At 68.0% G+C, this 14214-nt stretch carries 13 protein-coding genes; 11 read left to right on the top strand and 2 right to left on the bottom strand.

Annotated features, from left to right (window positions below; all coding sequences use genetic code 11):
- Positions 1–46 precede the first annotated feature (46 nt).
- Genes HNP02_RS09420 through nhaA form a run of 5 tightly spaced genes read left to right on the top strand, consistent with a single transcriptional unit; the run spans position 47 to position 6534 of the window.
- Positions 47–943, top strand: coding sequence for a hypothetical protein (locus HNP02_RS09420; RefSeq protein WP_184437413.1), 897 nt, complete (start codon positions 47–49; stop codon positions 941–943).
- Complete coding sequence (locus HNP02_RS09415) at positions 936–1580, top strand: RNA methyltransferase (protein WP_184437411.1); 645 nt, start codon at positions 936–938, stop codon at positions 1578–1580. Before HNP02_RS09420 ends, HNP02_RS09415 begins: the two co-directional genes overlap by 8 nt.
- Positions 1581–1595: 15 nt before the next feature.
- Positions 1596–2741 (top strand): glycoside hydrolase family 76 protein, encoded by a 1146-nt coding sequence (locus HNP02_RS09410; RefSeq protein WP_184437409.1) that lies wholly within the window; start codon positions 1596–1598, stop codon positions 2739–2741.
- A complete protein-coding gene (locus HNP02_RS09405) occupies positions 2738–4678 on the top strand; it encodes an acetoacetate--CoA ligase (RefSeq protein WP_184437407.1) in 1941 nt (646 codons plus the stop codon). Before HNP02_RS09410 ends, HNP02_RS09405 begins: the two co-directional genes overlap by 4 nt.
- A 50-nt stretch (positions 4679–4728) precedes the next feature.
- On the top strand, positions 4729–6534 hold the full coding sequence (gene nhaA / locus HNP02_RS09400) for a Na+/H+ antiporter NhaA (protein WP_375373654.1): 1806 nt from the start codon (positions 4729–4731) through the stop codon (positions 6532–6534).
- Positions 6535–6536: 2 nt separating this feature from the next.
- Here the strand turns inward: nhaA and HNP02_RS09395 are convergent, their stop codons facing one another.
- Positions 6537–7187, bottom strand: coding sequence for a VTT domain-containing protein (locus HNP02_RS09395; protein WP_184437808.1), 651 nt, complete (start codon positions 7185–7187; stop codon positions 6537–6539).
- Between the two features lie 121 nt (positions 7188–7308).
- On the opposite strand from HNP02_RS09395, the gene HNP02_RS09390 reads away from it, so the two are divergent.
- The 3 genes from HNP02_RS09390 to HNP02_RS09380 all read left to right on the top strand — a co-directional run bounded on the left by HNP02_RS09390 (position 7309) and on the right by HNP02_RS09380 (position 11123).
- Complete coding sequence (locus HNP02_RS09390; protein ID WP_184437403.1) at positions 7309–8322, top strand: alcohol dehydrogenase catalytic domain-containing protein; 1014 nt, start codon at positions 7309–7311, stop codon at positions 8320–8322.
- An 82-nt stretch (positions 8323–8404) separates the two neighbouring features.
- Positions 8405–9442, top strand: a complete 1038-nt coding sequence (fbaA, locus tag HNP02_RS09385) for a class II fructose-bisphosphate aldolase (RefSeq protein WP_184437401.1) — start codon at positions 8405–8407, stop codon at positions 9440–9442.
- A 100-nt stretch (positions 9443–9542) separates the two neighbouring features.
- On the top strand, positions 9543–11123 hold the full coding sequence (locus tag HNP02_RS09380; RefSeq protein WP_184437399.1) for a transposase: 1581 nt from the start codon (positions 9543–9545) through the stop codon (positions 11121–11123).
- A gap of 116 nt (positions 11124–11239) precedes the next feature.
- On the opposite strand, the gene HNP02_RS09375 is transcribed toward HNP02_RS09380, so the two are convergent.
- Positions 11240–12022 carry a DUF4878 domain-containing protein gene (locus HNP02_RS09375; protein ID WP_184437397.1) on the bottom strand — a complete coding sequence of 261 codons (783 nt, stop codon included), beginning with the start codon at positions 12020–12022 and terminating at the stop codon, positions 11240–11242.
- 102 nt (positions 12023–12124) lie between these two features.
- Between HNP02_RS09375 and HNP02_RS09370 the strand changes: the two genes are divergently transcribed.
- From HNP02_RS09370 to HNP02_RS09360, 3 genes are all read left to right on the top strand, one after another.
- Positions 12125–12541, top strand: a complete 417-nt coding sequence (locus HNP02_RS09370; RefSeq protein ID WP_184437395.1) for a DUF3151 domain-containing protein — start codon at positions 12125–12127, stop codon at positions 12539–12541.
- Positions 12542–12592: 51 nt separating this feature from the next.
- On the top strand, positions 12593–13678 hold the full coding sequence (locus HNP02_RS09365) for a hypothetical protein (protein ID WP_184437393.1): 1086 nt from the start codon (positions 12593–12595) through the stop codon (positions 13676–13678).
- Between the two features lie 83 nt (positions 13679–13761).
- Entirely contained in the window at positions 13762–14184 is a 423-nt protein-coding gene (locus HNP02_RS09360) for a DUF6153 family protein (protein WP_184437392.1), read from the top strand.
- The last annotated feature ends 30 nt before the right edge of the window (positions 14185–14214 follow it).

Here is a 14214-nt window from a genome sequence, read left to right as displayed (position 1 = left end):
CCGGAGCCGTGGCCGGACATGGGGCGGAATCTGGATCCGTGTGCTCGTGCTCCGCGCGCTAGTCGCGGGGCTGCTCGCGGCGGTCCTGCTCGCGGCCTGCTCCAGTAGCACCGCCGACGTCGGGCCGTACGGCGCGGAGTCAGCGAAGATCGGCGAATCCCTTGCGGCGCTTGGCTGGAACATGTCGGTGTCCAACCTGCGGTTCGACGGCGACTACGTCATGGTCGACGTCGACGCCGCCCCTTCGACGCCGGGCGGACCGCACGCCAAGCCGGAGGCCATCCGGTTCGGTCTCTACGGCGCGCTGGCCCATCCGATCGAGTCCAACGCATTGGGCGGCTGCTCGGGAGTGACCAGCCTCAACCTGCAGCCGGCGTCCGCGCCGAACCCCGACAAGCTCACTGGCACAGTGTGTCTGGGGCCACTGCGCGATCAGAGTCAGGTGCGTGGCGTGTATGCCTATTCGCCGCAGGACAAGATCGCGGGAACCACGGTGGCGTATCCCGCGGCGTTTCCGGTCGGGCTGATGCCCACCAACGACAATGACACCGGCATGGTGCTGCAGACCAGCAGCGTGGACGCCTTCCGCGGTGACGGTGCCCAACTCGATTCCACCGCTCTCGGCGACCCGGCCGCCTTCAACGGCAGCGGCTACATGCTGCTCGGACTCCAGATCGACGGTCAGGCAGCGCGATACCGCGACGACTCGGTACGGCGCGGCGGCCCGTTGATGGTGGTGGTGGCGCCGTCGCTGCCCGGGGCTGGGCTGTCCTACGCGTGCTCGGTGTACGGGGCGTCGTTGCTGATCCTTCCCGACTCCTCGCTGGAGGCGATCGCGGTGCGGGCGTCGTTGTGCACGCAGGGCGAGATCAACGCCGCGCTGCTGTACGCGACCGTGTCGGTGATCGGGACGCATGCGGCGGTCTGGACGAAGAGTGACTGACGTCCCGGGCCCCACCGAGTGGCCCACGACCACTGGCGTCGGCCCCTGGTCGGGCCCGCTGCCGGATGACCCCCGCTACGACCAGGACCTGCTCCGCGACGGGGACACCCGCAACGTCGTCGACGCGTACCGGTACATGACGCGGGAGGCGATCGTCGCCGACATCGACCGGCGCCGCCACCCGCTGCACGTCGCCATCGAGAACTTCGGCAACGACGCCAACATCGGCGGCGTCGTCAGGGCCGCGAACGCGTTTGCCGTCGACACCGTGCACATCGTCGGGCGTCGCCGCTGGAACCGGCGCGGCGCCATGGTCACCGACCGCTACCAGCGGCTGCGCCACCACGACACCATCGCCGAGTTGCTCGTGTTCGCCGCCGACGCGAGCCTCGAGGTGATCGCCGTCGACAACGTGCCCGGCTCGGTGCGTCTCGAACGGGCTGCGCTGCCGCGGAACTGCCTGCTGATCTTCGGGCAGGAGGGCCCAGGCATCACGGACGACGCCCGCGCAGGCGCTGTCCGGACCGTGTCGATCGCCCAGTTCGGTTCCACGCGCAGCATCAACGCCGCGGTTGCCGCGGGCATCGCGATGCACACGTGGATCGTGCAACATGCCGACCTTGACGTGGCCTGGTAGGGCAGGATCAACGGCATGGATCAGGTATGGGGCAACCGCGCGGCAAGCGCCGAGGCCGCCGTCGCAACGCGACACCTGCGGCGGCTGTGGCAGTTGCCGGGAACCCAACTCGGCGTCGTCGCCTGGCCGGCCACCAGCAAGCGTCTGCTGTTCGGGACGTGGCACTACTGGTGGCAGGCTCATCTGCTCGACTGTCTGGTGGACGCGCAGGTGCGCGACCCCCAGCCTGATCGGCAACAGCGGATCGAGCGGCAGATCCGCTCACATCGGTTGCGCAACATCGGTTCCTGGACCAACAACTACTACGACGACATGGCCTGGCTGGCACTCGCGCTGGAGCGGGCCGGCCGGCTCGCCGGGGTGGAGCGGCCGAAGGCGCTGGAAAAGCTGTCCGAGGAGTTCGTCAACGCATGGGTGCCGGAGGACGGCGGTGGCATCCCGTGGCGCAAGCAGGACCAGTTCTTCAACGCCCCGGCCAACGGGCCCGCAGGCATCTTCCTCGCCCGCTATGACGACCGGCTCCGTCGGGCGCAGCAGATGGCCGACTGGATCGACGAAACCCTGATCGATCCGGAAACCCATTTGGTGTTCGACGGGATCAAGGGCGGCTCGCTGGTCCGTGCGCAGTACAGCTACTGCCAGGGGGTGGTCCTCGGCCTGGAGGTCGAACTGGCCGCAAGGACCAAGGACCCCGATCACGCCGAGCGCGTTCACCGACTGGTCGCCGCGGTGCGCGACAACATGGCGCCCGGCGGCGTCATCCAGGGCGCCGGTGGGGGTGACGGCGGTCTGTTCAACGGCATCCTGGCGCGTTACCTCGCACTCGTCGCCACCACGCTGCCGGAGAACACCCCGGCGGACACCGCGGCGCGCGCCGCTGCCAAGGAGTTGGTGCTGACCTCGGCGAAATCGGTGTGGGACCTGCGGCAGACGGTCGACGGGTTGCCGCTGTTCGCGGCGTTCTGGGATCGCGAGGCCGAACTGCCCAAGGTCGGCGGCAAGGACGCGCAGTTCGTCGCTGGCGCCGTCAATGCATCCGAGATCCCCGAGCGCGATCTGTCCGTTCAGCTGTCGGGGTGGATGCTGATGGAGGCAGCCCATACGCTCAGCGACGACGGTGAGCAACCACGCGAGCCCATCCAGGAGGAAGAGGCTGAATGACCGAGCCGGGAGGCTGGACGCCGGACCAGGACACCATCGACGACGCCAACCTCACGCGGTTCATCGCGTGGCTGGCCGACACGGGTCGCGGTGACTTCGCCGATTACCAGGAGTTGTGGTCGGCGTCGGTGGCCGACGTCGCGTGGTTCTGGGGCGCGGTCTGGAACTTCTACGACGTCCGCGCCGCAACCCCTGCCGACACCGTGCTTGCCAGCGCGGACATGCCTGGCGCCCAATGGTTTCCGGGTGCGACACTGAACTATGCCACCGAGATCTTCCGGCACGCCACCACCGAGCGCGCTGCGATGGTGGTTGCGGGGGAGGACGGGGCGACCGATTGGTCCTGGGACCGCCTGACCCGGGAGACTGCCGCGTTCGCCGACTACCTCCGCAGTCTTGGCGTCGTGACAGGCGATCGGGTGGTCGGCTACATCCCGAACATCGGCGAGGCCGTCGTCGCCTTCCTCGGCACGGCCGCGGTCGGCGCCACGTGGGCCGTGTGCAACCAGGATCTGGCCGTCAGCGGCGTCGTCGCCCGCCTCGCGCAGCTCGAACCCAAGGTGCTGGTGGCCAGCGACGGATCCCTCTACAACGGCAAGCGGATCGACCGCAGCGCCGAGCTCAGCGAGATCCGTGCTCAGCTGCCGACGCTGACGGCCACCGTGCTGGTGCCACGCTTGGGAGGGGAGCCGCCGAGCGATGTCACGCCGTGGTCGGAGGTCATCGCGCGAACGGCCGAGCTGGAGATCACCCCGGTCCCGTTCGCGCACCCGCTATGGGTGCTGTTCTCGTCGGGTACCACCGGCACGCCGAAGGGCATCGTGCACGGACACGGTGGCGTCGCACTTGAGCACATCAAGTACCTCAGCCTGCAACTCGACCTCAAGCCAGAAGACCGGTTCTTCTGGCAGTCCAGCACCAGCTGGATGATGTGGAACCTGCAGGTCTCGGGGCTTCTCGTCGGCTCGACGATCGTGCTGTACGACGGCAGCCCCACCTATAGGCACACCGACCACCTGTGGCAGGTGGCCGCCGAACAGGGCGTCACGGTGTTCGGTGCGGGGGCCGGATACTGGCTGGCCTGCGCGAAGGAGGAACTGCACCCCGGGAAGGACTACCCGCTGGAGGCGCTGCGGGCGGTCGGTTCCACCGGTTCGCCGTTGCCCGCCTCGGGATTTCGCTGGATCCAGGAGGGCGTCGGCCGACCCATCCCCGTCATCTCGATGAGCGGCGGCACCGACGTGGTGACCGCGTTCATCGGCGCCAGCCCGCTGGTTCCCATCAGGGCGGGCGAGCTGAACGTGATCGCCCTCGGCGTCGCCGCGGAGGCCTGGGGCGACGGCGGCCACGCGGTGACCGAGGAGGCCGGTGAGCTGGTGGTGACCAAGCCCATGCCGTCGATGCCGGTGTTCTTCTGGAACGACCAGGACGGCGCCAAGTATCACAACGCCTACTTCGACAAGTACGACGGTGTGTGGTGCCACGGCGACTGGATCACCATCACCGACCGGAAATCCGTTGTGGTGCATGGGCGCTCCGATGCCACGCTGAACCGGATGGGCGTCCGGATGGGTAGTGCGGAGATCTACAACGCGGTCGAGGGCCTGCCCGACGTGCTCGACTGTCTGGTGGTCGGCGTCGAGCAGGGCGATGGCGGATACTGGATGCCGTTGTTCGTGGCGCTGGCCGACGGCGTCGAGTTCGACGACGCGTTGCGCGCCAGGATCGTCGACGCGATCCGGACGGCGGCATCGCCGCGGCACGTGCCCGACGACATCATCGTCGTCCCCGGCATCCCGCGGACCATGACCGGCAAACGGCTGGAGATCCCGATGAAGCGGATCCTGATGGGCGCCAATCCGTCCGACGTGCTGACGCCAAGCGCCATCGACCGACCCGACCTGCTCGGAGCGTTCACCGAGCACGCCCGAGCGTGACCGGCCCCGCGGTCGATCACACGACCGCGGACGATGCTCCCGCCGCGGCCGTGTCGCCGCCAAGCAGGTTCGGCCGCGATCCAACGGCGGCCCGCAGCGGTGAGAATATCGCGGCGGCACTGCTGCTGGCCTTCACCGTCGTCGCCATCGTCTGGGCGAATTCGCCGTGGGCGCAGAGCTATTCGGACTTCTGGAACACTCCCGTCGGGCTCAGCTTCGGAGACCTGCACGTCGAGTTGACCGTCAAGCACCTTGTCAACGACGGCCTGATGACGTTCTTCTTCTTCATCGTCGGGCTCGAGGTCAAGAGCCAGTTCACCATCGGGGAGCTCACCGACCGGGCCCGTGCCGCGGTACCCGTCGTCGCCGCGCTCGCCGGGCTGATCGTGCCCGCGGTCATCTTCCTGCTGTTCAATCGGTCGGGCGACGATGCGCGTGCGTGGGGCGTCGTGATCTCCACGGACACGGCCTTCTTGGTCGGCGCACTGGCGATCATCGGCCCTAAGTACCCGGCCCGATTGCGGACCTTCCTGCTCACCCTCGCCGTCGTCGACGACGTCGGAGCCTTGCTGGCGATCGCGCTGTTCTACTCCGAGCACGTGCGGTACCTGCCGCTGCTGGTCGCGCTGGTGCTCGTCGCCGGCATCGCGGCGGTCCGGCTGTTGCCGATGGGTCGAGGGCCCGCGTACTCGGTGCTGGCGTTCGCCTTGTGGCTGGCGCTGTTCCTCGGTGGTGTGCATCCGACGCTGGCCGGCGTGGCGGTGGCGCTGCTCATTCCGGTGTTCACGCCGGAGCGCAAGCAGGTCGAAGAGGCCGTCGAGGTGATCAAGGCCTTCCGGCAGTCCCCGAACTCGGAGTACGCACGCGCCGCCAGTCGCACACTGCGCGAATCGATCTCGATCAACGAGCGGCTGCAGACCAGCTTCGGCCCGTACGTGTCCTTCGCCGTGCTGCCGTTGTTCGCCCTTGCCAACGCGGGTGTCCATCTCGACGGCGACACGATGACCGCGGCGCTGCGTTCACCGCTGACCTGGGGTGTGATCGCCGGCCTGATCGTCGGCAAGTTCATCGGCATCACCGGCGCCACCGCCCTGGTGCGCGCGACCGGGATGGGGCAGCTCGCACCGGGTTTGACGTTGCGGCGAGTCGCAGGCGGCGCCGCCCTGTCCGGAATCGGGTTCACCATCTCGCTGTTCATCATCGATCTGGCCATCGAAGATCCCGTCAAACAGGATCAGGCCCGCGTCGGCGTGCTGGCGGCGTCCGTGCTCGCGCTGGTCCTTGGCTGGGCGATCTTCCGGCTCACCGACTGGCTGAGCCCCCCGGTTGCGGTGGGCGCGAAACTGATTCGCGACATCGACCCGGACCGCGACCACATCCGTGGCAACCCCAATGGCCGCCTCACGCTCGTCGAGTACGGCGACTACGAGTGCCCGTTCTGCAGTAGGGCCACGGGTTCCATCGATGAGGTGCGCGCCTACTTCGGCGACGAATTGCGTTACGTGTGGCGGCATTTGCCACTGGAGCGCGTTCACCCGCACGCGATGGACGCCGCGCGGGCGGCGGAAGCCGCCGGATTGCAGGGCCGGTACTTCGAGATGGGCGCCAAGATGTTCGCGTTCCCCGACTATCTGGAATGGGAGCACATCTACCGGTATGCGGATGCGATCGGGATCGACATCAAGAAGTTCGACGAGGACCTGCGTTCGTCGAAGGTGATGCACCGGGTGCTGGACGACGCGCAGGATGCCGAGCTGATGGATCTCAACTCGACGCCGACGTTCTTCGTCAACGGCAGGGGGCACCAGGGGCCGTGGGACGCGGCCAGTCTGATTCGGGCGCTGGAAAGCGGGTAGCTCTACTCGCCTGCTGCGGGTGCTTCACGCTTGGCCTTGCGGCGCTTGTACCACTCCCACACCATCGGCATGATCGACGCGACGGCGATCAGGATGAAGATCGGCTCAAGGAGCTTCTGGATGATCGCGAACTGGCCGAGGCCGTACCCGAGCAGCGTCAGGCCGACGCCCCACACCACGGCGCCGATGACGTTGAACAGCGTGAACACGCCGTAGCTCATCTTGGCCGCGCCCGCGGTCAGCGGCACCAGCGTGCGCACGATCGGAACGAAACGGCCAAGCACGATCGCGAACGGGCCGCGCTGCTCGAAGAATGCGTGGGCCTCGTCGAGGTAGCGCTGCTTGAGGATGCGGGCGTCCGGTTTGAACATCGACGTGCCGAGCACTCGGCCGATGAAGTAGCCGACCTGTCCGCCGAGGATCGCGGCCACGGGGATGAAGACCAGCAGCTTCCACAGCGCGAAGTCACTGGGGTTGACGTTCTCGATGGTCTCGTGGCCTGCGGCGACCATGCCCGCCACGAACAGCAGGGTGTCGCCCGGGAGGACGGGAAAGAGCACGCCGGACTCGATGAACACGACCACCAGCAGGCCGATCAACGCCCAGGCGCCGAAGTACCCGACGAGGATCGACGGGTTCAAGAAGTCGGGCATGAGCGCCAGGTTGGTGATGGTCACGGGCCCAAGATACCGGCGTGGGCTGCGATGACGCGCATTGCGACTTCGTCCCGCCGAGAGGATTCCTGTCGCCACCAGGCGTCGATAGGGTCAGATCATGCCCACGCACAAAGCCGTCCACGTCGCCTCCGCAGGCGCAGCGCTGACCCTCGCCGACGTCGAAACCGCCTCGCCGCCACGCGACCACGTGCGCATCGCCGTCAAGGCGTCCGGTGTGTGCGGAACGGATCACGTCTTCGTCAACGGTTTCCTTCCCGGGCTCACCTGGCCCATCACGCCAGGGCACGAGATCGCGGGCGCGATCGCCGAGATTGGTGACGGCGTGCAGGACTTCGCCGTCGGGGATCGGGTGGAGGTCGGGTGGTTCGGGGGAAACTGCAATCGCTGCGTGCCGTGTCGCGGGGGTTATTTCATGCAGTGCGAGCGCCTGCAGGTCCCGAGTTGGCACTACCCGGGCGGCTACGCCGAGTCGGTCACCGTGCCTGCGACGGCCCTGGCTCGCATCCCCGACGCGTTGACGTTCGCGGAGGCGGCGCCACTTGGTTGTGCGGGGGTGACGACGTTCAACGGGTTGCGCAGGACCAGGGCGAAGGCCGGTGACCTCGTCGCCGTGCTCGGCATCGGAGGACTCGGCCACCTCGGCGTGCAGTTCTCCAGGGCGATGGGTTTCGAGACGGTGGCGATCGCGCGCGGGGCCGCCAGGGCAGACGCAGCCCGCGAACTCGGTGCCCATCACTACATCGACTCCAGCGAGGCCGACGTCGCGGCGGCGCTCAAGGCACTCGGCGGTGCGGCAGTGGTCCTTGCCACGGCGGCGAACTCCGAGGCGATGGCCGCGACCGTCGGCGGACTCGGACCGCAGGGTGAGCTCGTCACCATCGGCGTCACGACCGAGAACCTTCCCATCAGCCCTGCCCAGCTGATCGACGGCGGGTTTTCGGTGGTCGGACATCCGTCGGGCACGTCACGTGACGTCGAGGAGACCATGCACTTCGCGGTGCTCACGGGGGTTCGCGCGGTGATCGAGGAACGCCCGCTCGCGCAGGCGGCCGAGGCGTACGAAGCGATGGACACCGGCAAGGCCCACTACCGGATGGTTCTCGTGGTTTAGCCCCGGGGGTGCCGCACCGGTGCGCTTCTTGAGATACTCCCAGGGCAACGGTCGAAGCTGGAACGCCCAGGAGGAATAACCCATGCCCATCGCAACGCCCGAGATCTACGCCGAGATGCTGGGCCGTGCCAAGGAGCACTCCTTCGCGTTCCCCGCCATCAACTGCGTCGGCTCCGAGAGCGTCAACGCAGCAATCAAGGGCTTCGCCGACGCCGGTAGCGATGGCATCATCCAATTCTCCACCGGCGGAGCGGAATTCGCCTCCGGTCTCGGGATCAAGGAGATGGTCACCGGTGCGGTCGCGCTCGCCGAGTTCGCCCACGTGGTTGCCGCGAAGTACCCGATCACCGTCGCACTGCACACCGACCACTGCCCGAAGGACAAGCTGGACACCTACGTCCGGCCGCTGCTGGCCATCTCGGCGGCACGCGTCGCCAAGGGCGCCAACCCGCTGTTCCAGTCGCACATGTGGGACGGTTCGGCGGTGCCGATCGACGAGAACCTCGAAATCGGCAAGGAACTGCTCAAGCTTGCTGCCGAGGCCAAGATCATCCTCGAAGTCGAGATCGGCGTCGTCGGTGGCGAGGAGGACGGTGTCGAGGCCGAGATCAACGAGAAGCTCTACACCTCGGCCGAGGACTTCGAGAAGACCATAGACGCGCTTGGCGCGGGCGAGCACGGCAAGTACCTGCTGGCCGCGACGTTCGGCAACGTGCACGGCGTCTACAAGCCGGGCAACGTCAAACTGAAGCCCGAGGTGCTGGCCGAGGGCCAGGCCGTCGCGGCGAAGAAGCTGGGGCTACCCGAGGGCTCCAAGCCGTTCGACTTCGTGTTCCACGGCGGCTCCGGATCGCTGAAGTCCGAGATTGAAGACTCGTTGAAGTACGGCGTGGTGAAGATGAACGTCGACACCGACACCCAGTACGCCTTCACCCGCCCGATCGCCGGCCACATGTTCACCAACTACGACGGCGTGCTCAAGGTCGACGGCGAGGTCGGCAACAAGAAGGCATACGACCCGCGCGGCTACCTGAAGAAGGCCGAGGCGTCGATGACCGAGCGCGTCATCGAGGCCTGCAACGACCTGCACAGCACGGGCCGGTCAGTCACCGCCGGCTAGTCCTCCTTGCGATTTGTGCACTCGCAGTAGCGGTGAGTGGCTGTTGCGAAATGGTGTGTTGATCTGATCGGGTGCGTGGTCGCTCGTGGAGTATGTGGTGATGGCCAAGGGGTATCGCCCGGTAGTGCGTGATCAGCAGTTCCTGTTGCCGCCGAATATGGCCGACTGGCTGCCAGATGATCATCTGGTGTGGTTCGTGCTCGATGCGGTCGAGCAGCTGGACACTTCGGCGTTTCACGTGCGTCGACGCATCGGTGGTGTGGGGCGGGCGGGTTATGACCCGGACATGTTGTTGGCGTTGTTGATTTATGCCTACGCCTCGGGTCAGCGGTCCTCGCGGCGCATCGAACGGCTGTGCGCCGATCACGTGGCTTATCGGGTGCTGTGTGCCCAGGATCCACCGGATCACACCACGATCGCCCGATTCCGGGCCGATCACGACGAGGCCTTCATCGAGGTGTTCGCCCAGGTGCTGCGGTTGTGTGCGCAGGCGGAGATGGTCCGGGTCGACTCGATCGCGATCGACGGCACCAAGATCGCGGCCAATGCGTCGATGTCGGCCAATCGTTCCCAGCAGTGGGTGCGCGAGCAGGCCCGCCGGATCGCCGAGACCGCCGTGCAGGAGGCCGCTGCCGCCGACGCCGCCGAGGACGCCGCCGACGCCGCCGCCGGCGGCCCCGCCACGCCGTCCCCGGAGTTGCGGACCCGCGCCGGGCGGGCGGCGGCGATCAGGAGGGCCATGGAGCAGATCGCCGAGCAGGACGCCCGCGACGCCGCGGCCGATGCCGCCGACGCCGATCGCCAAGAGGAGTATCTGCAGCGCGCCGAGGCCGGTGAGATGGTGGCCGGTACCCCGCCCGCGGGTACCGATCCGGTCCGGTTGTGGCGGGCCCGGCTGGCCCGCGAGCAGCAGCGGCTGGCACCGCTGCTCGGAGTGCGGGGGACCCGAGAAGCCCGGCAGCGCAGTGCCATTCGTCGCAACATCCGCAAAGCCGAGGCTTGCGTGGCCGACGCCGTCGCCCGGGAGGCGGCCGGGCTGATCGACCGGCGCGGTGACGCGGCCCGTACCCGTGATCGTGACCGGGCCCGTCGCGGCCCCAAGGGTGGGCCGGTGGTCAATCTGACCGACCCGCAGGCCCGGTTGATGACCGAGGGCTCCGGCGGCGGATCGGTCCAGGGCTACAACAGTCAGATCGCCTGCTCCGATGACCACTTCATCGTCGGAATACACGTCTCGCGCGAGGCCAACGACCTGCACTGCTGGACACCGACGCTGGCCGCGGCGACCGACCAGATGGACGTGCTGGGCAAGTCCATCGGAGTGGTGTTGGCCGACAACGGCTACTTCACCGAGGACAACCTCACCAGCCCCGGACCGGACCGGCTCATCGCGCCGGGCAAGCGCCGCGACATCGACCGTGACATCCGCGAGTCCCCGACCCACGGGCCGCCGCCGTCGGATCTGTCCCCGACCGAGGCGATGCGCCACACCCTGCGCAATCCCGATCAGATGCAGCGCTACAAGCGCCGCTCGGCCACGGTGGAACCAGTCATCGGACACCTCAAAGACCGCATCGGACTGCGCCGCTACGCCCGCCGCGGGCTCGATGCGGTCACCGCCGAACTGCACTTGGCCGCCGCAGCGCTCAACCTCACCCGACTCCACTACGCCACCGGATAATCCGGCAGCCGAAAACCCCGGCCCGCCCGCACCGAAACCAGGATCCCGACCGCGGAGAATCAAATCGCAAGAGCCACTGAGCGCGGCTGCGCGTGCACAAATCGCGTGGGGTGGGACTACTGGGGGGCTTGGCAGATCTTCCACTGCTCGTCGCGGAACTCCAGATCGAAGCTTCGCGTCGACCGCGTGGCCGGGTCGAAGGCCATGAACGACGTGACGTTGGCCTCGGCGTGGGTGTTGTTCACCACCACCTGATCGATGCTGGCCACCACCGGGTACTGCCTGGCCGCCGCGACGCGGGCGTGAATGTCCTTCCACCGCGCGTCGTCGTACTTGATGTAGCTGTCGGCGGTCTCGCCGCACGTGATGCTGCGCAGCGTGGCGAGGTCGCCCTTCTGGATGGCGGTGTCGAAGTTCTGGATCGTCGTGCGGACCCGGTCCTCCTGCGAGACCTTCGGTGCGTCGTCGCGGGTCAGCATCACGGTGCCCAGGATCGCGACGGCCACCAGCGCCGCGATCACCAGCACCAGGGCGATCACCCAACCCCAGCTGCGGCGCCTGCGCGGCGCTACCGGTGCGTCTGAACGCGGCGGAATGAGTTGTGGCACAACGGCATTCGGCTGAGGCGCGAACTGTTCGGTCGGAGCTCCAGACGCGGCCATTCCCGCGGGCGCATCCGATACCGACAGGATCTCGGTGGGCGGCCCGGTCTCGATGATCTGGGTCGAGCCCGCATCGGATGGTGATGGCGCGGTGAACCGACGTTCCTCTGGCTCCGGCGGCGCCACCTGCTCGATGGCCGGATCGGTGGGTGCGATGGCCCCCGTCAGCGGTTCGGCGGTGGGCTCGTCGCCCGAAGCCGGCTGCACGTTCTCGTCGGGCCCCGATGGGTTCGACATCTGACTCCCAGTCCTCCTAGACACGCGTCCATCGAGCCTATCCATCCGCGCCTGACCCTGCCTGAAGACGGTCGCGAGAAGCCCGCACGGCACAATAGGCCCATGACACGGATGGGCGATCTGCTGGGGCCGGAACCAACGTTGTTGCCAGGCGACATTGCAGCAGAGGACGCATTGGACGCGGGTGAGAACCCCGCCGACGTGGCGGCCGCGCACCCGTCGGCCTCCGTCGCGTGGGCGGCGCTCGCCGAGGAGGCGCTCGACGACGACAGGGCCATCGCCGCGTACGCCTACGCCAGGACCGGCTACCACCGCGGTCTTGATCAGCTCCGTCGCAACGGATGGAAGGGCTTCGGCCCGGTGCCCTACGCCCACGAGCACAACCGCGGATTCCTGCGCTGCGTGGCCGCGCTGGCCCGCGCCGCTGAGTCCATCGGCGAGACCGACGAGTTCCAGCGGTGCCTGGATCTGCTCGACGACTGCGATCCTGCGGCACGCTCACAGCTCGGGCTCAGCTAAGTCACAAATGCGCGTGGCATTCTCGCGCGCGTGAGTTGGATTTGGCGGTGCGTGAGCGCGCTGGCGGGGGTGCTGGCCGTCGCTGCGGTGGTGGTCGGTGCGGTGACCGTGCAGGCACTTGGCACTCCTGGCAATGACAGTGCCGAGGCAAAGCTCGCGGAATGGGGACGCGATCACGGCCTCGGTGTGGCGGTCACCTGGCTCGAGCGGGTGCAGTACGAACGCGACCCACCGGCCGTGGGTGGAACGCCTCCAGGGGGCATCCCGACACCCGGCGGCGTGGTGGCTCCAGCCGCGATGTCGCCGGCCTTCACGCCCGCGCCGCTCGCACCGCTGGCACACGGCACGCCGCTGCCGGGTGAGGGCGTCTGGCGGACCGTGGTGACAGTCAGGGGCAGGCCTGCCGTCCAGGTCGCCGAACTGCGACCCGACGACGTTCACACCTCGTTCGTGGCAGGCGTGATTCGGATGAACTCGGCGCTGGTCCGTGGTGAATTGCGCCCGGGCTCCTCGGATCCCGGCGGCCTCTGGCACGCGGCGAACTTCCTCACCGATGCCGAGCAGCGAGACGTCGCCGCGGTGTTCAACGGCGGATTCCGGCTCAACGATCGCGACCGGGGCGGCTACTACAGCGAAGGCCGCACGGTCGCCCCACTGGTCGACGGCGAGGCGAGCCTGGTGCTGCACACCGACGGCACCGCCGACGTCGGCGCGTGGGGCCGTGAAGTGCGGATGGATCCGACGGTCGCCAGCGTCCGGCAGAACCTGGTTCCGCTCGTCGACGACGGCCAGGTCAATCCCACGTGTGCGACGGGCGGCGCCAAGGAGTGGGGCAAGACCATCGGGCAGTCCGCCTACATCCAGCGGTCGGGTTTCGGCGTCACCGCGAGAGGAACCGAGGTCTATGTCGGCGGCCCAGCACTATCGGTCTGCAGCCTTGGCCGGATTCTGCAGGACGCAGGCGTGGTTCGCGGCATGGAACTCGACATCAATCCGGCGTGGGTCAGCGGCGCGTACTTCCATCCGCGGCCGTCGGGAGCGCCCACCGGCTATCGGCTGTTTCCCGGCGAGCAGGTGGATCCGGGGCACTACCTGAAGCCGTCGAGCCGCGATTGGTACGCCTGGTTCACCCGGTGACCGCTCATCGGTGTGCTTGCCGGGAACTGGGACTCAGCTAACGCGACGGGGCCACGTATACCCCTTGGGGGTATGCTGACGGCGTGATCTCGGCGCTGGCTTCGGTGATGCGCGCGCCGTCCCTGGCGCGCGCGGTCGTGCTGCTGGCGCTGCTGGGCGGCATCGTCACCATGCACGCCGTCGCCGTGATGCCCGGCCACCAGGGCCACCACGCCGTTGTCACGGTGGCCGCCACCGGTCAGCACCACGCCACGAGCACGCACCACCAGTCCACTGACTCGTCGTGTGGCGACGACGGCTGCGCTCCGAGACACGGCGGAATGCACGGCTGCGTCTTCATCGTGACCGCCGTCTCCGTCATCGCGGGCCTGGTCCTGCTGTGCTGGGTCGGTGTCGGACGTGTCACGGCTTTCGTCGCTGCACTCTGCCGCCACCGTCGGCGCCGTCAACGCGCGCCGCCCTGGACGGTCCTCTCCCTCTTCGAACTGTCGATCCTGAGGGTCTGACAGGTCTTCGCCCGTGGGCGCGCACTGTGC

Origin of the sequence: Mycobacterium sp. AZCC_0083, assembly GCF_014202335.1 — a bacterium.
GTDB lineage: Bacteria > Actinomycetota > Actinomycetes > Mycobacteriales > Mycobacteriaceae > Mycobacterium.
The sequence above is the reverse complement of the archived record's forward strand: the minus strand, read 5'-3'. Positions and strand labels throughout refer to the sequence as shown.

Coding starts and splice junctions, on each gene's coding strand:
- HNP02_RS09395 (WP_184437808.1), bottom strand. CDS start 7,187: ATGCCCGACTTCTTGAACCCGTCGATCCTCGTCGGGTACTTCGGCGCC.
- HNP02_RS09370 (WP_184437395.1), top strand. CDS start 12,125: ATGACACGGATGGGCGATCTGCTGGGGCCGGAACCAACGTTGTTGCCA.
- fbaA (WP_184437401.1), top strand. CDS start 8,405: ATGCCCATCGCAACGCCCGAGATCTACGCCGAGATGCTGGGCCGTGCC.
- HNP02_RS09375 (WP_184437397.1), bottom strand. CDS start 12,022: ATGTCGAACCCATCGGGGCCCGACGAGAACGTGCAGCCGGCTTCGGGC.
- HNP02_RS09390 (WP_184437403.1), top strand. CDS start 7,309: ATGCCCACGCACAAAGCCGTCCACGTCGCCTCCGCAGGCGCAGCGCTG.
- HNP02_RS09405 (WP_184437407.1), top strand. CDS start 2,738: ATGACCGAGCCGGGAGGCTGGACGCCGGACCAGGACACCATCGACGAC.
- HNP02_RS09410 (WP_184437409.1), top strand. CDS start 1,596: ATGGATCAGGTATGGGGCAACCGCGCGGCAAGCGCCGAGGCCGCCGTC.
- HNP02_RS09380 (WP_184437399.1), top strand. CDS start 9,543: ATGGCCAAGGGGTATCGCCCGGTAGTGCGTGATCAGCAGTTCCTGTTG.